Annotated in this window: 21 protein-coding genes; 17 read left to right on the top strand and 4 right to left on the bottom strand. The window is 43.3% G+C overall.

The window, feature by feature from the left end:
- Positions 1 to 20: 20 nt before the first annotated feature.
- From pdxJ to BP27_RS0101935, 4 genes are read left to right on the top strand one after another with little or no spacing between them, the layout of a single operon-like run.
- Complete coding sequence (pdxJ, locus tag BP27_RS0101950) at positions 21 to 755, top strand: pyridoxine 5'-phosphate synthase (protein ID WP_027850110.1); 735 nt, start codon at positions 21 to 23, stop codon at positions 753 to 755.
- Positions 755 to 2,164 carry an AmpG family muropeptide MFS transporter gene (locus tag BP27_RS0101945; RefSeq protein ID WP_084324477.1) on the top strand — a complete coding sequence of 470 codons (1,410 nt, stop codon included), beginning with the start codon at positions 755 to 757 and terminating at the stop codon, positions 2,162 to 2,164. Before pdxJ ends, BP27_RS0101945 begins: the two co-directional genes overlap by 1 nt.
- The gene (locus BP27_RS0101940) at positions 2,161 to 4,068 is read left to right on the top strand and encodes a hypothetical protein (RefSeq protein WP_036239106.1); all 1,908 of its coding nucleotides are present in this window, start codon (positions 2,161 to 2,163) and stop codon (positions 4,066 to 4,068) included. Before BP27_RS0101945 ends, BP27_RS0101940 begins: the two co-directional genes overlap by 4 nt.
- Before the next feature lies 1 nt (position 4,069).
- Complete coding sequence (locus tag BP27_RS0101935) at positions 4,070 to 4,990, top strand: ketopantoate reductase family protein (protein ID WP_027850107.1); 921 nt, start codon at positions 4,070 to 4,072, stop codon at positions 4,988 to 4,990.
- Here the strand turns inward: BP27_RS0101935 and rfaH are convergent.
- Positions 4,965 to 5,453: a transcription/translation regulatory transformer protein RfaH gene (gene rfaH, locus BP27_RS14890; RefSeq protein WP_036239104.1), complete on the bottom strand. Its 489-nt coding sequence runs from the start codon at positions 5,451 to 5,453 to the stop codon at positions 4,965 to 4,967. The genes BP27_RS0101935 and rfaH overlap by 26 nt on opposite strands.
- A gap of 126 nt (positions 5,454 to 5,579) precedes the next feature.
- On the opposite strand from rfaH, the gene BP27_RS0101925 reads away from it, so the two are divergent.
- Positions 5,580 to 6,065, top strand: coding sequence for a YajQ family cyclic di-GMP-binding protein (locus BP27_RS0101925; protein WP_027850106.1), 486 nt, complete (start codon positions 5,580 to 5,582; stop codon positions 6,063 to 6,065).
- Positions 6,065 to 6,442, top strand: coding sequence for a holo-ACP synthase (locus BP27_RS0101920; RefSeq protein ID WP_027850105.1), 378 nt, complete (start codon positions 6,065 to 6,067; stop codon positions 6,440 to 6,442). Before BP27_RS0101925 ends, BP27_RS0101920 begins: the two co-directional genes overlap by 1 nt.
- A 64-nt stretch (positions 6,443 to 6,506) precedes the next feature.
- Here BP27_RS0101920 and BP27_RS0101915 read toward each other — a convergent pair whose 3' ends face one another.
- Entirely contained in the window at positions 6,507 to 7,766 is a 1,260-nt protein-coding gene (locus BP27_RS0101915; protein ID WP_027850104.1) for a 6-phosphofructokinase, read from the bottom strand.
- A 230-nt stretch (positions 7,767 to 7,996) separates the two neighbouring features.
- On the opposite strand from BP27_RS0101915, the gene mpl reads away from it, so the two are divergent.
- Positions 7,997 to 9,412, top strand: a complete 1,416-nt coding sequence (gene mpl, locus BP27_RS0101905; protein ID WP_027850103.1) for a UDP-N-acetylmuramate:L-alanyl-gamma-D-glutamyl-meso-diaminopimelate ligase — start codon at positions 7,997 to 7,999, stop codon at positions 9,410 to 9,412.
- Entirely contained in the window at positions 9,409 to 10,029 is a 621-nt protein-coding gene (locus BP27_RS0101900) for a flavin prenyltransferase UbiX (RefSeq protein ID WP_027850102.1), read from the top strand. Before mpl ends, BP27_RS0101900 begins: the two co-directional genes overlap by 4 nt.
- On the opposite strand, the gene BP27_RS0101895 is transcribed toward BP27_RS0101900, so the two are convergent.
- Together BP27_RS0101895 and BP27_RS0101890 are read right to left on the bottom strand one after the other, a co-directional pair.
- A complete protein-coding gene (locus tag BP27_RS0101895) occupies positions 10,026 to 11,003 on the bottom strand; it encodes a GGDEF domain-containing protein (RefSeq protein ID WP_027850101.1) in 978 nt (325 codons plus the stop codon). The genes BP27_RS0101900 and BP27_RS0101895 overlap by 4 nt on opposite strands.
- On the bottom strand, positions 11,000 to 11,833 hold the full coding sequence (locus BP27_RS0101890) for a hypothetical protein (protein WP_027850100.1): 834 nt from the start codon (positions 11,831 to 11,833) through the stop codon (positions 11,000 to 11,002). The genes BP27_RS0101895 and BP27_RS0101890 overlap by 4 nt, the downstream gene beginning before the upstream one ends.
- Positions 11,834 to 12,118: 285 nt before the next feature.
- On the opposite strand from BP27_RS0101890, the gene BP27_RS0101885 reads away from it, so the two are divergent.
- The 9 genes from BP27_RS0101885 to BP27_RS0101845 all read left to right on the top strand — a co-directional run bounded on the left by BP27_RS0101885 (position 12,119) and on the right by BP27_RS0101845 (position 21,033).
- On the top strand, positions 12,119 to 13,375 hold the full coding sequence (locus BP27_RS0101885; protein WP_027850099.1) for a glutamate-5-semialdehyde dehydrogenase: 1,257 nt from the start codon (positions 12,119 to 12,121) through the stop codon (positions 13,373 to 13,375).
- Positions 13,356 to 14,036, top strand: coding sequence for a nicotinate-nucleotide adenylyltransferase (nadD, locus tag BP27_RS0101880; protein WP_084324476.1), 681 nt, complete (start codon positions 13,356 to 13,358; stop codon positions 14,034 to 14,036). Before BP27_RS0101885 ends, nadD begins: the two co-directional genes overlap by 20 nt.
- A gap of 27 nt (positions 14,037 to 14,063) precedes the next feature.
- A complete protein-coding gene (gene rsfS / locus BP27_RS0101875) occupies positions 14,064 to 14,411 on the top strand; it encodes a ribosome silencing factor (RefSeq protein ID WP_027850097.1) in 348 nt (115 codons plus the stop codon).
- A 3-nt stretch (positions 14,412 to 14,414) separates the two neighbouring features.
- Complete coding sequence (rlmH, locus tag BP27_RS0101870) at positions 14,415 to 14,885, top strand: 23S rRNA (pseudouridine(1915)-N(3))-methyltransferase RlmH (RefSeq protein WP_027850096.1); 471 nt, start codon at positions 14,415 to 14,417, stop codon at positions 14,883 to 14,885.
- A gap of 6 nt (positions 14,886 to 14,891) precedes the next feature.
- Positions 14,892 to 16,769, top strand: coding sequence for a penicillin-binding protein 2 (gene mrdA, locus BP27_RS0101865; protein ID WP_027850095.1), 1,878 nt, complete (start codon positions 14,892 to 14,894; stop codon positions 16,767 to 16,769).
- Positions 16,756 to 17,898, top strand: coding sequence for a rod shape-determining protein RodA (gene rodA / locus BP27_RS0101860; RefSeq protein ID WP_027850094.1), 1,143 nt, complete (start codon positions 16,756 to 16,758; stop codon positions 17,896 to 17,898). Before mrdA ends, rodA begins: the two co-directional genes overlap by 14 nt.
- A 24-nt stretch (positions 17,899 to 17,922) precedes the next feature.
- Positions 17,923 to 18,906, top strand: a complete 984-nt coding sequence (gene mltB / locus BP27_RS0101855; protein ID WP_027850093.1) for a lytic murein transglycosylase B — start codon at positions 17,923 to 17,925, stop codon at positions 18,904 to 18,906.
- A gap of 3 nt (positions 18,907 to 18,909) precedes the next feature.
- Positions 18,910 to 19,806 (top strand): septal ring lytic transglycosylase RlpA family protein, encoded by an 897-nt coding sequence (locus BP27_RS0101850; protein ID WP_027850092.1) that lies wholly within the window; start codon positions 18,910 to 18,912, stop codon positions 19,804 to 19,806.
- Positions 19,807 to 19,884: 78 nt separating this feature from the next.
- Positions 19,885 to 21,033, top strand: coding sequence for a D-alanyl-D-alanine carboxypeptidase family protein (locus BP27_RS0101845; RefSeq protein WP_245597800.1), 1,149 nt, complete (start codon positions 19,885 to 19,887; stop codon positions 21,031 to 21,033).
- Positions 21,034 to 21,079 lie beyond the last annotated feature (46 nt).

Here is a 21,079-nt window from a genome sequence, read left to right as displayed (position 1 = left end):
TTCTCTTATTGGAGATTAAAATGAACCAGCGATTATTGCTTGGCGTTAATATCGACCATATTGCTACTCTGCGCCAAGCTAGAGGTACAGACTATCCAGACCCTGTATTAGCAGCACAGCTAGCCGAGCAAGCAGGAGCTGATGGTATTACTTTGCACCTGCGTGAAGATCGTCGCCATATTCAAGAAAGGGATGTAGAGCTGATTAAACAAGTGATGCACACCCCCATGAATTTTGAGATGGCTGTGACAGAGTTTATGTTGAGCTACGCTGAAAAAATTAAGCCAGAGCATATTTGTTTAGTACCAGAGCGTAGAGAAGAGTTGACTACAGAGGGTGGGCTAGATGTGCTTGCACAGCTAGACAGCATAACGGCAGCTTGCAAGCGTTTAGCAGCAATAGGCAGTGAAGTATCTTTGTTTATAGATGCCGATCCTAAACAAATTGATGCAGCTGTTAAGGCTGGCGCACCAGCCATAGAGCTACACACAGGCGCTTATGCAGAAGCCAAAGACCCGAAATTAGTTGCAAAAGAACTCCAACGTATTCAAGAAGGTACAGCCTATGCCCTTAGCCAAGGCTTAATTGTTAATGCTGGTCATGGTTTGCATTACCATAACGTGCAGGCTATCGCTGCCATACCAGGCCTTAATGAATTAAATATTGGTCATGCCATTATTGGACGTGCTGTATTTACAGGCTTGGTTGAAGCGATTAAAGAAATGAAAGCTATAATGCAGGCTACTAGGGCTTGATGCTAAAAAAGCTAGGTTTAGTGCCAGTTAAGGAACGACTGGCCAGAACCTTTGCGCCTTATAATGATAGGCGAATGTTAACCCTACTATTGCTAGGCTTCTCTAGTGGTTTGCCTGCGCCATTAGTGTTTTCCAACCTTTCAATTTGGCTGCGAGACTTAGGGGTTAGTCGTACTGACATTGGCCTTTTTGCTTTAGCAGCTACCCCTTATGCTATTAATTTTCTTTGGGCACCTTTGGTTGATAGGCTAAGAATACCTTGGCTCTCAGCTAAATTTGGACGACGCAGAGGCTGGGCTTTGTTGACTCAAAGCCTGTTAGTTGTAGCTATTCTTTTGTTGTCTTTAACTAACCCTGCAGAAAATTTAATGCTAGTAGCCATGGCAGTGCTTTTTGTTACCTTTATGTCTGCTACCCAAGATATTGTTATTGATGCTTACCGCATAGAGTTACTAGAGCCTCACTTGTATGGTGCTGGTACGGCAGCTGCTATCTGGGGCTGGCATTTGGGAGGCACGCTAGTAGGTGCGGCGGGTGGTTTATACCTTGCAGAATACTATGGTTGGAATGCTGCTTATATGGTTTTGGCCACAGGCATTGTCCTTGGAATGCTTGCCATACTGATGAGTTCAGAACCGGACCAAGCCATTTCAGCTGAAACTCTAGCTGAAGAGTCACGCGTGATTGCTCGCCTAGAAGCTTTTAGAGCTTTTCCTCAGTATTTTCGCCATGCAATAAGCTGGTTATATGTTAGCTTGCTAGCACCTTTTGTAGAGTTTACTCGCCGACGTGGTTGGCTATGGATACTGGTCTTTATTTTTGTTTTTAAACTAGGCGATGCTTTGCTCGGGCGTATGTCGGGCGTTTTCTACCGTGAATTAGGCTTTTCTTTATTGGAAATAGCCGAGGTTTCTAAACTCTATGGCTTTGCAGGTAATATTGTAGGTATTCTTTTGGGTGGTATTCTGGTTGCTAGGGTGGGCATGTTAAAAGCCTTATTTATTTCAGGTTTGGCTACGGCAACAACTAACCTTACCTATGCTTGGTTGGCTGCTTCTGGGCAATCTTACTTAGTTTTTGTTGTTGCCTTGGTCAGTGATAATTTTACTACTGGCTTAGTCACTGTTGCGTTTGTAGCCTACCTTTCTAGCCTGTGTAACTCAGCTTATACGGCAACACAATATGCACTCTTGGCATCCTTAGGTAACCTAGCCAGAATTTGGTTATCTGCTTCTAGCGGCTGGATGGTCGACAAGCTAAATGGTGACTGGACACTTTTCTTTATTTTAACAGCAATTATTGCCTTGGTTGGATTGCCGCTTTTATGGGTGATTATGCGACACTTTCCCAGTGTTTCGTCTCAAGCATCCCCAGCTGCAAAAAAACAAGATGAGGTGGTTAACCAATGATTGAGCGTTTGTTTGGTTCCCGCAACAAGAATGACCTAAGTGATTTAAGAGCTAGGGTATCGCTTGAGCGTGAAGGTAATGAGCAAATTGAGCGCATAAGTCAGGTGGTACATAAAATTCACTGGACGCGCACTATTTTAGGCATTATGTGGACAGCCGGTCCAGTCACTATGCTAGGGCTGCTAGGTGGGTTTTACCTAGCTTATGGCAAGGTGCCCCCAGTACAAACCCTGCTTTATTTTTTCACCTTTACGGTTTTGTCAGGTTTGATCGCCTTTTTTGCTAAGGTTGTTTATGACATGACACGTGGTCATGTTGCAGAGCAGGCTCAGCAAGATGTTACAGAAGTTATAGATAAGTTAGCTGACCTTATCTTAGCTGTTCGTGACTTAATTGTAGAAAGCCATGAAGAAGAAGTGCGCCCGCGTGAAGCAGCATTGCAATTATTACGACGAATAGAGTTAACCCCTGATGGTGTGGCTTTTGCCGCTCAAGAGTTAACCGGTGATAGTGAACTAGCAAAAATTTTAGGTCGAATTGAAACCTACCGTCGTGCAGGCTTATATTCTCGCGTTAGAGACTTAAATCGCCAACACCGTGAACGCATTGAAACAGCTTTACAGTGGCTCAATGAAGCTTCACCAGAAGCAACCAGCGTACTAAGAGAGCGCTTTAGTGGGGATGCACCTCAGTTAGAAAAAGGTGTGCCGAGAGATGAGTACTTTATAGAACGTGTATTGGCAGCCATTGAAGAAGACAACCTGCTGTTAATGACCCTGCAAGACGTTGAAGAAATGTTGATTCTAGCTTTTGAGTTAATTAATGGGCGTGAAATACCCATGTTAATTTTTAGCTATTCAGGTAAATGGAAACTGGCCAGAGCCATAGATCAGCTAGAAGAAAAGCGTAGTCATTATCGTATAGCTCAAGCTAGTGGCAGTAACCGTATTCGTGCCTTGGCAGGTTTTTTGGTTGAAACCGATGAAGCGACCCACGAACAACTGCCTTATGGAACCTCTGCCCATGAGTTGATTGGCGGCATTGAAGAAATTATGGATCAGGTTGCCAGTGATGTTTTAGCCCTAGTTGAGCTTTCAAATAAGCGCAAACTAACAAGCTTAACTGAGCTAAGAGGCAAGGCAGAAGTCTTAGCTAAGTCACTTAACCTTTATAAAGCGGCTCGCTTGGGCTACCAGCAATTAGGTCGAGCGCATGTAGGCCTATTAGATGCATCAAAAAATTGGAATAAACTTGCCGACCGTTTTAGCGATACAGAAAGCCAATTAAGACTTGGCCCAGGCCGCAATGGTTTACGCATTATTGAACGGATTGTGTCTTTATCTGATGAACAAAAAGTAGACGTTTGTCAGCACCTAGTAGAATACTTACATGGTGAACAACTTGAAAAACGTGGTCGACGTTTTTTTACACGTCGCGATGGTCGCTCACGCCCTTTAACACTGGAAGGTGCTCGACAGCTGGCTGTAGAAGTTGCCTTAGCTTTAGAACCACATATACACCTTTCACGGCCTGCTATTCAACGGGGCTTGAATGCCACCAATGCCTCTTATTTGGGTGGGCTAGAACCAGATATGAGCGCTGCAGAAAAAGCCGCTCTAGGCTCAGCTATGGCGCGCGAAGTGCAACAAGATATGAGTCATGCTGCAGAAAGGCTAGCCGTTGCACTAGTTAAGCACTATCGAGTCGACTTAACAGAAGAAGCGCGTGACTTTTTAGTGGATACCTATGGTGCAAGGCCACAAACACTAGAAATGCTCTCTAACTATGAAACCAGTAGTGTTAATACCCCAGTCAGCTTTTTAAGTTTACGCCCACCTTTAGTTGTTGCCCCTAAGCGTGACTGGTATCGAGCACTCATTAAGGCTAGGCAGGAGTTAAGTTAAAATGCAGCAGGTTACTTATGTTCTAGGCGCTGGTTCTTTAGGCCTACTTTACGCAGCACGTTTAGCCTTAACAGGTAAAACTGTTTGCTTGTTAGTTAAGCCTAGCCAAACTTCAGCTTTAAATTTAGGTATTACCCTGAGCGAGGGAGAGGCAGCCTTAGCTAAGCGTGTTTTTGTTAGGGTTAGAAGTGAACCAAGCAGTGAGATAAAAATTCAACAGCTAATACTTGCTACAAAAGCAGGGCAAGCAGTTCAGTCGCTAAAAAACTGGCAAAGCAGTTTGGCGGATGATGCAGAAATTTTAATGCTGCAAAATGGTATGGGTAGCCAAGCAGAAGTCGCTAAGTTATTAACAGCCCAGCAAACCTTGTTAGCGGCCAGTGTTACAGAAGGCGCTTACCTAGCAAAGCCAGGATCCGTGATTCATGCGTCTAAGGGTAAAACCCAATTAGGACGTTGGAGTGGTGCAGGAAAAGATGCCGCTGCTCGTTGGGCCAGCCGCTTAACCATTGCAGGTTTAACAGCAGAAGTGACTGAGCCTATACGTCCAGTGCTCTGGCATAAGCTCGCAGTCAACTCGGTTATTAACCCCTTAACAGCAATCAATAATATAGACAATGGCGCTCTGGCTAGCCGAGATTACAAGCCTCAGGTTGATGCTTTATGTGCAGAGGTGCTGCAAGTATTTAAACGCTTAGGAATAGAAGAACCTGAGGGCGGACTAAAATACAGGGTAGAACAGGTCATTTTATCGACTGCAGCTAATCGTTCCTCTATGTTACAAGACATAAGTTCAGGCAAAAAAACTGAAATTGATTACATAACCGGTGCACTCTTAAAAGCAGCTAAAGCCCTAAAGCTAGATCTTAAAGCACACCAGTCTGTTTATTTGGCTATTAAAGAGGCCGAACAGCGCGAGTAGCAATTTCTATACGCTGCTGCTTTTGTAAAAGGTTAAGCAGCAAAATAACCCTCTCGTCTCCTTTCTTGGTAGCAAAAATAGCTTCTAGTCCTTTAAATGGCCCTTCATTAATAAGCACCTGATCACCTGCTTTAAATACATTTTCAGGTGCAGGAAGAATGCGCTGCTTTAACTCCTCAATCAAACTATCAGGAATTTTTACTGGTGTACTGCCAAAAGCTAACATTTTAAGTACGCCACGAGTTGAGCGTATAGGGTGCCAGTTATCTGTAGCATCACTTAAATAAATAAATAAATAATAGGGGAATAAGGGTTCTTCTATTAGCTTTAGCTTGCCTGAGCGTATTTTCTCAACTTCGATAAAGGGATGAAAAACTTCAAAGCCCTGATTTTGTAAATTCTCAGCGGCTCGAAAAGACTCTTTTGCCTTGCACTGAATTGCATACCAACTACGTTCTGCCATGTTTACTCCAAAACTTAAGGCGCTACCTTAACGCCTAGCATCTTAAGCTGCAACAAGATATCAGCTTTGCCGTGACTAGGGTTATACTAGGCGCACAATGATTATTATTTTAGTTAAGGAGTTGTTATGCCATCCTTTGATGTCGTCTCAGAATTAGATAAGCACCAGGTAACCAATGCTGTAGACCAGGCTAATCGATTAGTGGGGAATCGCTTTGATTTTAAAGGTGTTGATGCACGCTTTGAGCTAACCACTAATAATGACGTTATGTTGCATGCTGAAGCAGAATTCCAAGTTAAGCAGTTATTAGAAATTCTACAAGCAGAGTTGATACGCAAGGGCATAGATGCCGCTTGTATGGAAGAAGGTAAGGTGGAAGAAGCCAATAAAACTGCACGTATGCCAGTGAAATTGCGTGAAGGTATAGAAACTGAGTTGGCTAAAAAGATTGTGAAAATGATAAAAGACTCAAAAATAAAAGTACAAGCCCAGATACAAGGCGAGCAGGTAAGGGTGACGGGTAAAAAACGTGATGACCTACAACAGGTTATGGCTTTACTGCGTGGTGCAGAGCTAGATATGCCGCTTCAGTACATTAACTTTCGCGACTAATGATTATTGGAATTGGCACAGACCTAGCCAAAATAGAACGCTTTAATGCAATTTTACAAAGACGAGCAGAGGCTATTACGCGTCGCTTATTAACGGCTAAGGAAGCCAAAGCCATGCAGCAGGCTGCTAGCCAAGCCGCTTTTTTAGCCAAGCGTTTTGCAGCTAAAGAAGCTTTGCTTAAAGCACTAGGCACTGGTTTGCGCAATGGTTTAAGTTGGCAAGACATGGAAGTAAGCAATGATGAGCTAGGCAAACCTATAATGCAGTTAAGTGGTAAGGCTGCTGAGCTAGCAAGTGCCAAGGGTGTAAACACTGTTCACCTTACTATTAGCGATGAAAAGGAAATGGCTTTAGCCTTTGTTGTATTAGAAGGTTAGTTTGCATAAAAAAAGACCGCTATCAAAGCGGTCTTTTTACTAGCTAAAACTAATTAACCTAACCTTAGGGTTCAAAGTCACCTAGCTTTTTTTCTACCAACTTATGCTGCAACTTAACATAAACGGGCATCCCATCTTTATAAGGAGGGTAGTCTTCACCTTGAATCAGTGGTGTAAAGTATTTACGGCCAAGGTCACTAATGCCAAAACCATCAGGCGTAATGTAGTCACGCGGCATGAATTTTTCAGCATTAGCAATTTTAGATAAAGGTGCTTCGCCAATTTCCCAAGCGTAAGGGCTTTCACTGGTACGCATAATGGCTGGCATAACCGAGGTTTTACCTGCCAGAGCAAATTCAACGGCTGCTTTACCTACCGCATAAGCCTGCTCAACGTCAGTAGCAGAGGCTAGGTGACGTGCAGAGCGCTGTAGGTAGTCAGCCACTGCCCAGTGGTATTTGTATCCTAGGTCTTCTTTAACCATGGCGGCTAAAGAGGGAGCTACACCACCTAACTGTTTATGACCAAAGGCATCGGTTGTGCCTGCATCGGCTAAGAAGCTGCCATCTGAATAACGTGCACCTTCAGACACCACAATAACGCAGTAGCCAAACTTTTTAACACAGTCATCAATTCGAGCCATTACTGTGCCACGGTCAAAAGGAATTTCAGGGAAGATAATTAAATGCGGCGCAGAGCCTTCCCCTTCGCCTGCTAAACCACCCGCACCTGCTATCCAGCCAGCATGACGACCCATTACTTCAAGAATAAAGACCTTAGTAGAGGTCGCGCTCATGGATTCGATATCCATAGCCGCTTCTTTGGTAGAAACCGCTATGTACTTAGCAACAGAGCCAAAACCAGGGCAGTTATCGGTAATGGGTAGGTCGTTATCAACCGTTTTAGGAACATGGACGGCTTTTAATGGATAACCGATTGATTCAGCTAATTGAGCAATTTTTAAGCAGGTATCTGCGGAGTCGTTACCACCGTTATAGAAGAAGTAACCAATATTGTGCGCTTTAAAAACCTCGATTAAGCGCTCGTACTGGGCACGGTGAGTTTCAACATCTTTTAACTTGTAACGGCAAGAACCAAAAGCACCACCAGGCGTATGGCGCAGAGCAGCAACTGTTTCGTCAGATAAAGCGGAGGTGTCTATTAATTCTTCTGTTAAAGCACCCAGAATACCATTGCGACCAGCGTAAACTGTGCCAATAGAATCACCATGCTTGCGTGCTGTTTCAATTACACCACAGGCACTGGCATTAATTACAGCCGTTACGCCGCCCGACTGGGCATAAAAAGCGTTTTGCTTACTCATCGTTAGTAAAAGCTCCTGCTTGGTTAAGAAGTAAATGCCTAGCAAGGTTAATAACCTGCTTTATGGGCATCTTAATAATAAAGGTTTAAGCGTTGCTGTTATTCTAACGGATTTAACCTAGCTATGCATGATGACTTGCATTAGATAAAGCCACTTTTAATGGCAGCGGTGGTAAACTCTAACGGCTTTTTAGGTGATATTTTAGATAAACAGAAAAAACGAGTTCAACTATGCACCTGCATTTTTTAGGTATTTGTGGCACTTTTATGGGGTCTTTGGCTATTTTAGCTAGAGAAATGGGGCATAGTGTCAGCGGCTCAGATCAACAGGTTTACCCACCCATGAGTGACCAACTGCTGGCTGCTGGCATTCATTTACACGAGGGTTTTGATTATAACCCTGAAGACTTTAACCCTGATTTAGTGATAGTCGGCAATGTTATGAGTCGTGGGCAACCCTGCGTTGAAGCCTTGTTAGAATCTAAGCTGCCTTATACTTCTGGTCCGCAATGGCTGCATGATTACCTGCTGCGTGGGCAAGAGCAAACGAATACATTAACCCAAAGCCTAGAGCCTTCCGCCAGTCAAATAGAACCTTGGCGCTGGGTATTAGCCGTGGCTGGCACACATGGTAAAACCACTACAGCCAGTATGTTGGCTTGGTTATTAGAAGATGCTGGCATGAATCCAGGTTTTTTAATTGGTGGTGTGCCTGCTAACTTTGGTATTCCTGCTCGTTTAGGTGGCACAAATTTTTTTGTTATTGAAGCTGATGAATATGACACGGCTTTTTTTGATAAACGCTCTAAATTTGTACACTACCAGCCACGAACCCTAGTACTTAATAACCTTGAGTTTGATCATGCCGATATTTTTCCAGACCTAGCCGCGATTCAAACGCAGTTTCACCACTTAATGCGTTTATTACCTGCTAATGGCCGTGTTATTTACCCACAAGCTGATACAGCATTACAAGCTGTGATTACCCAAGGCTGTTGGAGTGAACAAGAAACCCTAGGTGGTAACAAAGCCGATTGGCAAGCGGTTAAAAAGGATGCGGCTGGTTCAGCTTTTGAAGTTTACTTAAAAGGTGAGTACCTAGGTGAAGTTAATTGGTCGTTAACGGGCGAACACAATATTAGCAATGCTTTAGCAGCTTTAGCTGCAGCTAGGCATGTGGGCGTAGAACCAGCTAAGGCATTAGAGTCACTAGGTAGCTTTTTAAGTGTAAAGCGCCGTATGGAATTGCTAGGCGAGGTAGCAGGTGTGCAGGTTTACGATGATTTTGCTCACCATCCAACGGCTATAGCAACCACCCTAGAGGGCGCTCGCCCTGGTTGTAAAGGGCGTTTAATTGCAGTGATAGAGCCACGTTCTAACACCATGCAGTTAGGTACTTTGCGTGCCGCTTTACCTGCCAGTGTTGAATTAGCTGATGCCGTTTATTGGTATCAGTCACCCAAAATGAGCTGGTCACCTCAAGAGCTAAATGTGGGTCATTCATTTACTGATTTAGCCGCCCTTAAAACTGCGTTGCTTACCGACTTAAAACCAGATGATTGGGTGGTATTGATGAGCAACGGTAGTTTTGGTGGTTTGCACCAAGAAATAATGCAGGCATTAACAACTAGGGCAGCAGAAGAATGAGCAACAGCAAACAGCAAAAAAGAGTAACGCTAGCCATTACCGGCGCTACAGGTGTGCAATATGGTTTACGTTTATTAGAGTGTTTATTGGCTCAAAACTGTGCAGTGGATTTATTAATATCTAAAGCAGCCCACCTAGTGATAGAAGTAGAGACGGAAGAAAAGCTACCTGCCAATGCAGAGAAGTTAACCGAGCAATTAATGAAGCGCTACTCTCAGTTGCCAGGGCAGGTTAAGGCTTATGGTCGTGAAGATTGGTTTGCACCTGCTGCTTCAGGTTCAGGGGCGGCTTCTAGCATGGTAGTTTGTCCTTGCTCTGGAGGTACGCTTTCAGCCTTGGCAACCGGTGCCAGTAATAATTTAATAGAAAGAGCGGGCGATGTGGCTTTAAAAGAAGGCCGCCAGTTAATTTTAGTTACTCGTGAAATGCCGCTGCATCAAGTTCACCTAGAACATATGTTGAAATTGGCACAAATGGGTGCTGTTATTATGCCCGCTAGCCCTGGCTTTTATCATCAGCCTAAACGTATCGAAGATTTAATTGATTTTGTAGTTGCCCGAGTAATGGATCATTTGGGTTTAGATCAAAACCTGGTCGCTAAATGGGGCGAAGATTAAAGCTTGTCTTCGACCCTGTCACTTAAAGAGTGGTAACAGCTGTTAGCTATGCGCATTTCTAAGTCTGCAACCTGCTCCCCTATTTGCAGTTCTAGGGGCGTAATAATGACATCCAGCGGACCTAAATCACTAGTCAGCTCTTGCAGTAGATGTTGGTAAAGCCTAGACCTAAGCACTAAAGCACCATTAATGGTGGTGTTGGGTATTAAAAGTAACAGGGTTTGTTCATCATAACGGTAAGCCTCATCGCCAGTACGGCAGTTAAGTTTACATAGTTTGCTGGCTTCACGAATAAAATTATCTGCTAGCAACTGACCTAATTCTTTTTGAATTTCTGGGTATTGGTTCAATTCAACTAAAAGTAGAGCCAAGGGTTTTTTAGTTGCTCTAGCTCTACTAACCTCGGCATTTAAGCGCTGAGTTAAATGACGGCGATTAAAAAAGCCTGTCACTTTATCAAGGCCAACCAAATGTTCTAGTTGTTTAATTTTTAACAGATTAGAAATAGCGTAAAAGCAGGCAATAAACATGAGTAGTAAAAACTGACCAGAAAAAGTTAACTGATCTTCAATTGAGTGGCTGTGCAGTCTTAGGTGGAGTAGCCCGGCTAATAACAGCAAACAAAAGGCTAAAGAAAGGGCTGTTGGTAGTAAGTAAAAAGCTAAGAGTGGATAACAAAAAGCAATCCAATGCCATTGGGTAATATTTGTAGACGTTTCAGGCTGAAATAATAAAAGTAAACCTAGGGCTAATAAGGCTGTTACAGCTGCTGGGTCATGGGTATAACGATTAGCCGTGTGCCAGCGCCAACTACCTAAGGCGATAAAAATAGGTGTTAGTAAGGTAGGCAAAAGAATGGCTTGGTAGTAGCCAGATAAATAAACCTTAAAAGCCAAAGCACCTAAGCCTAAGCTTAATACCAGGTAGAGACTTGCCGAGGCTCTAGGGTAAGTAGGGTTAACTTCGCTGCTCATTTAGCTAACCCAGGCTCAGTTGTAAAAGCTTTTAAGTCACTTGCCAAAGACTGCTCGGTGCTGGTGATCTGAAAACTTAGCGTTAAATGGGGTAGGTGTTGGGTAAGTTTCTTTTTATGAGCTTGCAAGTCTTGAGGGGTTGCTAAGGGAACTAGAGCAACTAGTTTATTGGCTGACTGGACTGAATAAATCCCTTCATAGGGTGCAAAGTAACCCTTCAACTCTTTGATTTCTACTAAGCTAAAATTTTCTATACTGGTGAAGCAAATAACTCCTAAACAAGTTGCTTCACGCTCTGCTCTTTCTTGTTCCTTTTGTAAGTCGGTAAAAAGTTGGTCTTGGTTGAGTAGTTGTGTTTTAGGGTCACGATTAAGTTGTTTTTGTAAGGCTTCTTGGCGTGTAAAATGTGTAAAACGATTCAAGCTGGTTAAGAGCGTAACTAGCCAAAAGGCAAGAATATAAATGGCTCTAAAAGCACCTTCTAGCTGTAGCATAAGTAAAAGATTGGCGAGTATAGAAAAGCCTATAACAAACAGCAGCGCTACCCGAAAAGGTAATAAATAAAAGGCTAATAAAGGGTAGGCTAGGTATAAGCTAAGGTGAAGAAAGCTGTTTTTTTGTGGGGCAAGTAGCAGTAGAATTAATGATACGAGGGTATAGCCAGCAAAGACTAAGCGATTTAAAAGTTGTAAGTTTTTTTTAGATGGGTCTTGACCGCTCAGTAACGTGAAAATTATAACCACGGAGCCACTAAGGTACATCAAGGCAGTTAAGTCATCTCCTTGATAAATATGCCAGCCAAACAACAGTATAAAAAAGCTGCAGGCCAAAAATTGGCACCATACAAGCGAACGTATGGACACGAGTAGTCCCATAACTTGGTAAAACCTTACAGTAAATATCTTGCGCCGAGACGCGGCGTACCCGGTCTTATTAAAAAATATAGTGCCTCTCCGGCTGACCTAACCATCCCCTGGCGGATTCATTGTAACTTAATGTTGTCTTATTAGGAAACTAAGAGAGCAGAAGAATTACTACTAGGGCTAGGGTAAGCTCTTAGCCTTGAGTATACTGTGTGAAAGTTAACAAATTGGTAATAGAAAAAGAGCATAAAAATGAATATTGCAGAATATATGCAAACTTTAGGCAAGCAAGCTAGAGAAGCCTCGCGTCAACTAGCTCAAGCAGCAACAGAAGTTAAAAATGCAGCCTTGTTAGCCACTGCTGAAGAATTAGACAAACAGCGAGAAGAATTGCTTGCTGCCAATAATGAAGACATGAAAGCTGGCGCTACTCGACAGCTAGATGCGGCTTTACTCGATCGTTTAGAGCTTAACCATGAGCGTATCGATGCAATGATAGAAGGCTTACGCCAAGTTGCTAGCCTTCCAGACCCTGTGGGTGAAATAACCGAGATGAGCTACCGCCCTAGTGGTATTCAAGTGGGTAAAATGCGTGTGCCTTTAGGTGTTGTGGGTATTATTTATGAATCACGCCCTAATGTAACTGTGGAAGCAGCTAGTCTTTGTTTAAAGGCAGGTAATGCTGCAGTTTTGCGTGGTGGCTCAGAAGCGATTAGTTCAAATAAAGCTATAGCTCAGTGTTTAATGCAAGGCTTAAAAGCTGCCGGCTTACCCGAAACTTCAGTGCAAGTGGTAGAAACCATAGACAGAGAAGCCGTAGCACAAATGATAACACTCAGTGAATACATTGATGTGTTGGTGCCTAGGGGTGGTAAAGGATTGATTGAGCGAATCACTGCTGATGCCAAAATACCAGTTATTAAACACCTAGACGGTGTGTGTCATGTTTATATTGATAGCTATGCAGACAGAGAAAAGGCTTTAAATATAGCCATTAATGCTAAAACTCACCGCTATGGCACCTGCAACACCATGGAAACACTCTTAATTCATGAGTCGCAAGCAGCCAGTTTGCTACCTGCTTTAACTGAAGCTTATGAAGCGAAGGGTGTTGAGTTGCGTGGTTGTGTGCGTAGTAGATTAGTAGCGCCAAGTATGTTGGCAGCCATTGATTCCGATTGGACAGCAGAATACCTAGCACCCATTTTAGCCGTTAAGCTGGTTGACTGTTTAGATGAAGCCATGACGCATATAAATACTTATGGTTCACATCATACCGATGCCATTATTACCGAAAACTATACCCGTGCCAGACGTTTTATGGCCGTGGTCGATTCAAGCTCTGTTATGGTCAATGCTTCTACGCGTTTTGCCGATGGGTTTGAATATGGCTTAGGTGCCGAAGTAGGCATCTCAACGGATAAAATTCATGCCAGAGGGCCTGTTGGGTTGAATGGCTTAACCTCACAAAAATACCTAGTGCTGGGTGATGGACAAATACGTGGCTAAAACTGCCAAAACACCTTCTTTAGTGTTAATGTTTGGCGGTACTTTCGACCCGATTCATCATGGGCACTTGCGTTGTGCTTTAGAATTAACTCAGGTGTTACCCGTAAAAAAAGTACACCTAGTGCCTTGTCAGCTTCCTGCACATCGTAGTCAGCCGTCTGCTACAGCCGAGCAGCGGCTTGAAATGCTTAATTTAGCCATAGCAGCTGAGCCTTTGCTCTATGGTGATGATCGAGAGCTACTAAGAGCAGGCCCTTCTTGGTCGGTCGATACTTTAGCCAGTTTGCGTCAAGACTACGGAGAGCAGCAGCCCCTAGCAATGCTCTTAGGCTGGGATGCTTTTCTTGGTTTGCCTAGCTGGTCTCGAAGTGAGCGATTGTTAGAGTTGGCACACATTATTGTGCTAGCACGACCCGGCCAAATGCATGAGCCAGCAGAAGAAGTTTTGCAGCTTTTAGATAAACATGAGCTACAAGCTGGAGAAAGCTTAAATGCTAGTCCAGCAGGGCGTATTTTACGTTTAAGCTTACCTAGCTCTTTTGAAGTATCAGCCACATATATTCGTAGGCTTTTAGCTAACAAGCAATCAGCACGTTATTTACTACCAGAACAAGTGTTAGATTTTATTCACCAGCAGCAGCTTTACCAGTCTAAGCACTAACCCTGCTGTTTTCTTTCCGGAGCAGAAATGCAAACTGAACAGTTGAAGCAAACAATAGTCGCAGCTTTAGAAGATTTAAAAGCACAAGACTTGATTGTATTAGATGTAAAAGCAGCAACCAGTGTTACCGACTATATGATTATTGCCAGTGGTACCTCATCTCGCCAAGTCATAGCTTTAGCTCGCAATGTACAAAGTGCAGTTAGAGAGTTAAATGTTGAGCCGCTAGGGGTGGAAGGTTTAGATGCAGGCGAGTGGGTGCTAGTTGATTTAGGCGATATTATTGTTCATCTCATGCAGCCTCAGGTTCGAGAGTTATACGATTTAGAAAAGCTCTGGGGTGAGTTTGCTAGCCCAATCAACCATCAGGCTTAAGTTTTGAAAATACGAATACTAGCTGTAGGGCAAAAAATGCCTGCTTGGGTCGAGCAGGGAGTTGCTGAATACACTAAGCGGCTTCCGCATGACTTTAAAGTTGAGTTTGAAGAAATTCCCTTGGGTGCTAGGCGACCAGGCAGTGATTTAAAGAAAGCCATGCAGCAAGAAACCGCCGCTATTTTAGCTAAATTAAAAAATAGGAAAGAAAAAGTTATAGCTTTAGATGTACTGGGGAAGTCTTGGAGCAGTGAAGATTTAGCTAAAGTAGCTGAAGATTGGCGCATGGAAGGGCGTGACCTAGCTTTACTTATAGGCGGGCCAGACGGGCTTTCCCAAGAATGTTTACAGCTAGCTGAACAGCGTTGGTCTTTGTCTGCGCTTACCCTACCTCACCCATTGGTTAGAGTGCTTTTAGCTGAGCAGCTCTACCGTGCTTGGACACTGCTTTCGGGTCACCCCTATCACCGTTGAGTAATTATGACTGAATTTAGACGTCAAATTAAAGACCCAGAAAAAGAAAGTCGAATCTTTCTATTTCGTGGTCGGCTACTGCTTTTTTTTGTCGTGCTACTCATGCTTGTGCTGCTAGGTCGAATGGCCTATTTGCAAGTTTTTCAATACGATCTTTACACTCTCAGATCGGAGCGTAATCGCACCAGTGTAGAAGCTATCCCTCCAACTCGCGGATTAATATATGACCGACAAGGTAGATTGTTAGCTGACAACCTACCTAGCCACAGTCTTACTTTAACCCGAGAATTAACTGACGATGTAAAACTGGTTGTAGCGCGCATTTGCATGCTGTTAGAGCTAGATGCAGCCTGCCAAGAAGCTTTAACCGAACGCAGCTTTCAACGCCGCCGTCCTTTTGAGCCTGCCTTACTTGTTGATCAGTTAACCGAAGAGCAAATAGCTCGCATTGCTGTTAACCGACACCTATTACCTGGGGTAGATATTTCAGCTCAGTTATTAAGAAACTACCCAGGTGGTGAAGCACTTTCTCATGCGCTGGGTTATGTGGGTCGTATTAGTGAAGAGGACATGCGCACCTTAGATAGACGCGCTTATAGTGGCACTCACTATTTGGGTAAAACAGGTGTTGAGCGTTTTTATGAAAACCAGCTTCACGGCCAAGTGGGTTATCGCAAAGTAGAAACTAATGCCCGCGGTCGAGTTATCAAAATAGTTGAGTCAGAGCTACCTATTCCTGGTCAAGATTTAGAGCTTTATTTAGATGCTGAATTACAACAGAAAGTTTACGCTCTGTTAGAAGGTCGTAGAGCAGCAGTTGTTGCTATTGAGCCAAAAACAGGGGGAATACTCTCACTGGTTAGTTCGCCTGGTTATGACCCTAATGTTTTTATCGGCATGCTAGATTCATCAGAGTTTAATAAGCTGCGTCGAGACCCAAACCTACCTTTATTTGATCGTGCTAGCCGTGGCCAATACTCGCCTGGTTCAACCATTAAGCCCATGCTTGGAGTTGCTGCCCTAGAAAATGGCGTAGTAACACGCGACTATGAGCTGCAGGATACTGGCTACTTCCAGTTACCTAATGATGATCGCTTGTATCGAAACTGGAAACGGTCAGGTCATGGTCTAGTCGACCTAGCAAGGGCTATAGCCGTATCGAACAATACTTTTTTCTATAACCTTGCCTATAACTTGGGAATAGATGAAATGTCATCTTTCATGCGTCGTTTTGGTTTTGGTGAAGACACCGCGCTAGATGTCAATAATGCCCGTACAGGTTTAATGCCTAGCCGAGAATGGAAAAAAGCAACCCAAAAACAGCCTTGGTTTCCTGGCGAAACTTTAAGTACGGGTATAGGGCAGGGGTATTGGTTAACCACCCCCTTACAGTTAGCCACTGCCACAGCGGTATTAGCTAATCAAGGTGAATGGGTGCAGCCAAGGTTTCTAGCAAATAAAGAAACTAAAACAGAGTCCTTAGCTAAAAAAATAGTGAATAAAAAAAATATTCAGCTTAAAGATACTGAAAACTGGAAATATGTTTTTGATGCTATGGCTGATGTTATGCACGGCTATGAAGGGACAGCACGTTTTTCGGGGCGGGGTGCTCAGTATAGAATTGCAGGAAAAACTGGTACATCACAGGTGTATAGCTTAAGCCAAGAAAAAAATACAACTAAGACTGATTTACCCGAGCATTTAAGGGATCATGCCGTTTTTATTGGTTTTGCACCGGTAGAAAACCCACAAATAGCCTTAGCGATTGTAGTGGAAAATGCAGGGGGAGGAAGTACAGTGGCTGCACCCTTAGCACGAAAAATTTTAGACTTTTATCTCACCCCTGAGCGACTAGCTGGCAAGGAGAGTAATCGTGCCCCGTGATTTTTTATGGAGTCTGCCTGGCGGGCATCGGGATTTGCGCCGTAAAGAAGGTCTTCTGTCTAGAATACACCTTGATGGTTGGCTACTGCTGGGTTTGCTTACATTAATGGCAAGCGGCTTGTTTGTACTCTACAGTGCAACCGGCGGTAGCTTAGATGCAACACTAGGGCAAGCTTCTCGTTTTGGCTTGGCTTTGCTAGGTATGCTGGTGATTGCACAAATTCCACCCCGTTATATGCAACGTTGGGCGCCTATTATTTATGGGCTAACTTTGCTGATGCTCTTGGCCGTGCTTCTTCTAGGTATTAATGCAAAAGGAGCGCAGCGCTGGATATCCTTGGGTGTTTTTAGGGTACAACCTTCAGAGCTGATGAAGTTGGCTTTGCCACTGATGTTGGCCGCATATTTAGCTAGGTGTCATTTACCACCAGGTTGGAAAAATTTATTTATAGCAATGACCTTAATGGTTATTCCTATCGCTTTGATTGCTGTACAGCCTGATTTAGGTACTTCTATTTTGGTTGCGGGGGCAGGCCTTGTAGTGCTTTTTTTAGCTGGCTTAAGCTGGCGCTTAATTGCTTCATTCTTTGCCTTGGCATTAGCGGCACTTCCTGCTTTATGGATGGTGATGCATGACTATCAAAAAAATCGTGTAAAAACCTTTTTAAATCCTGAAAGTGACCCTTTAGGAACAGGCTGGAACATTATTCAATCAAAAACGGCCATAGGCTCAGGTGGGTTACATGGTAAAGGCTGGTTAGAAGGTACTCAATCTAGATTAGAATTTTTACCAGAAAGGCATACTGACTTTATTATTGCAGTCTTAGCAGAAGAAACAGGTTTAGTTGGCGTTACTCTGCTGCTGACGCTTTACATGCTCATTATTTGGCGAGGAATGTTAATAGCTTTATCAGTGACTGATACCTTCAGCCGGCTTATGGCATCGGCTGTTATTTTAACCTTTTTTGTGTATGTTTTTGTTAATATAGGCATGGTCAGTGGGTTGTTACCCGTTGTGGGTGTTCCACTGCCCTTAGTGAGCTTTGGCGGAACATCAAGTATCACCATTATGGCTGGTTTTGGAATTTTAATGTCAATCCATACTCATAAAAGTATGGCTGTTGGTTAGGTTAAGAATTTTCAGGGGTAGAAAATGTTTTTGCGTCTTTTAGGTTGTACGTTGTTGAGTTTCTTACTAGTCAGTCACTTACATGCTGGTGATTATAATCCTGCACAACGCCAAGATGTTTCTGAGTTTATAGAAGAAATGGTAAATGAGCATCAAATGGACAGAGCTCATTTAAAAGCAGTCTTTAAAGAGGTCAATAAACGTCAAGATATACTGGATTTAATTGCTAAGCCTGCAGAAAGGGTTTTAGGTTGGCACGAGTACAGAAAAATATTTATTACCCCTAAGCGTATAGCTGGAGGTCACAAATTTATGACTGACTATGCAGCTGCTTTAAAGCGTGCAGAGCAGGAATACGGTGTGCCAGCAGAAGTGATTACCTCCATTATAGGTGTGGAAACCTATTATGGTGGTAACAAAGGTCGCCATAGAGTTATCGATGCCTTAGCTACCCTTTCTTTTGATTATCCACCTAGGGCTAAGTTTTTCCGAGGCCAGTTGGTTGAGTTTTTAAACTTAACTAATAAAGAAGGTTTAAACCCACTTTTACCTATGGGCTCTTACGCTGGTGCTATGGGCTACCCGCAATTTATACCTACTAGCTACCGTGACTTTGCTGTCGATTATGATGGCGATGGTTTTGCCGATATTTGGACTAACCCAGTGGATGCCATAGGCTCGGTTGCTAATTACTTTGTGGCGCATGGCTGGCAAAAAGATCAGCCAGTAGTAGAGCCAGTTAAAACACTCAAATCAGATAAAAAGCTACCCGAACTTAGATTGAACCGTTTTAATCGCGTCACTTTGGGTGAGGCTAAATCGGCAGGAATCATCCCTGCTAATCAAAAGCTCAAAGATGATTTGGAAGTTATTCCTATGGCTTTTGCACTAGAAGAGGGCGAGGTTTACTTTTTGGGAAGGCAGAACTTTTATACGATCACCCGCTACAATCATAGTCGAATGTATGCATTAGCCGTTTATGAACTAGCCGAGGCTTTACGAAACTAACTCATGCAAGCGTTAAGAATTAACTTATATTTACTTTGTTTGCTACCCACTCTTTTCTTTTTAACCGCTTGTTCGGTAGGTAAAGGTGGCGGGGTTTATGGTGCCTATAATAAAGGGCAAGGTGTCTACACTTTAGAAGATAGAATTGTTAGCTCAGGTAAAGGTCGCTATACGCAACGTATCGATAGCTTGCCCTCTAATCCACCTGATGTTTCGCGTGTTCCAGACGCTATACCTAAAGTAGAACCTAAAAGTAGAGGAGGTAATGCCTCTAATTATGTGGTTTTTGGTCAGTCTTACCGAGTATTAAATTCTAGCCGAGGCTTTACACAAACGGGTACTGCATCTTGGTATGGTAAAAAATTTCATGGTCACTTAACTTCTAATGGTGAAGTTTATGATATGTACACCATGAGTGCAGCCCATACACGTCTGCCTTTGCCGACCTATGTAAAAGTAACCAACTTAGATAATAATCGCCAAGTAATCGTGAGGGTTAATGATCGTGGCCCTTTTGTTGGTAACCGTATTATTGACTTATCTTATGCTGCAGCCTATCGCCTAGATATGATTAAAACGGGTACCGCTAGAGTTAAAGTAGAAGCCATAGATCCAGTGCAGTGGCAAGCAAAAAAAGCCCAGAGCAATCGACTAGTGGCTTCTAATGCTTCACAAAACAGTGTTTTTTTACAGGTCGCCGCCTTAGGTGATGCTCAAGCAGCCAAGCGTCTAGAGCATCGAGTTCGTAAGCTTACTCAGGCTCCAGTAAGAGTGTTGTCTCAGGGTGCGCCTACCCTCTACCGAGTTCAGGTAGGACCCTTACAAGGTAACTCAGTGCAAACTGCAATCCAGCAATTAGAAGCAACCGATTTAGGCCGTCCCTTAATGGTGCGCTATTAAGTTAAAAGTTAGTGATTATGATTTTTTTAAAAGAGGTTTGACCATCAAATGTTTGTTTTAAGCTTTAAAAGATTGGTGATGAGTTTTTTTAGTGGTGGCGTTTTAATTGTTGCTCTACTGGCTAGTACGCTAGTTCAAGCTCAACCCATGATTCCTGCAGCCCCACAGTTATCAGCTACTGCCTGGATATTAATTGATGCCAATAGTGGCAAGGTTATTACCGAACACAATGCAGATAAGCGCATTCCACCTGCTAGCTTAACTAAAATGATGACTAGTTATCTGCTTGAATATGAGCTTAAACAAGGCAATGTCAGCTTAGAAGACAAGGTAAGAGTAAGCATTAAAGCTTGGCGCATGCCTGGCTCGCGTATGTTTATTAGAGAAGGAACCTATGTTTCTATAAGTGACCTATTGAGAGGCGTTATTATTCAATCAGGTAATGATGCTTCGGTTGCCGTGGCTGAACACCTAGCAGGCAGTGAAGAAAGCTTTGCAGATATGATGAACCAGCATGCCCGTGCACTAGGCATGAAAAACACCCAATTTAGAAATTCAACTGGTTTGCCAGAAGACGATCACTACTCAAGTGCTAGAGATTTAGCACTTTTGTCACAGGTTAAAATTCAAGACTACCCTGACCACTATGCAATCTACTCGGAAAAAGAGTTCACTTACAACAACATTACCCAGTCTAACCGTAATCGTCTTTTGTGGCGTGATGAAACAGTGGATGGTTTAAAAACAGGCCATACAGATGCAGCAGGCTACTGTTTAGCTGCTTCAGCAGAAGATAAGGGAATGCGCTTGATTTCCGTGGTTATGGGAGCACGCAGTGAAGAAGGGCGAGCGCAAGAAAGCCAGAAACTTTTAACTTATGGTTTTAGGTACTTTGAAACCACGCGTTTATATGAACAATACCAAGTGTTAAATAAAGTCAAACTCTGGAAGGGTGTAGAGGATACCTTGCAGCTAGGTGTCACCGAAGACCTTTATGCAACGCTACCTCGCGGCCATGTTGATAAGCTGAATGCGGATATGCAGATTAACCCAAATATCCAAGCACCTATTCGTGCGGGTGATCAGCTAGGTAGGTTAGTGGTACGCTTAGGTGATGATATTATCACCCAAAAACCACTGGTAGCCTTAGACAATATCGACAAAGCAGGCTTCTTTAAAAGCCTTTGGCATAGCCTAGTGATGTTTTTTATTAACCTTTTTAGTTAACCTCTAAGCTTCTTAGGCTGCACTAACAGCTTAAGAAGCGTTATAC

Origin of the sequence: Marinospirillum insulare DSM 21763, assembly GCF_000686905.1 — a bacterium.
Lineage (GTDB): Bacteria > Pseudomonadota > Gammaproteobacteria > Pseudomonadales > Halomonadaceae > Marinospirillum > Marinospirillum insulare.
Note: the sequence above shows the minus strand (reverse complement) of the source record. Positions and strands in the feature narration are given on the sequence as shown.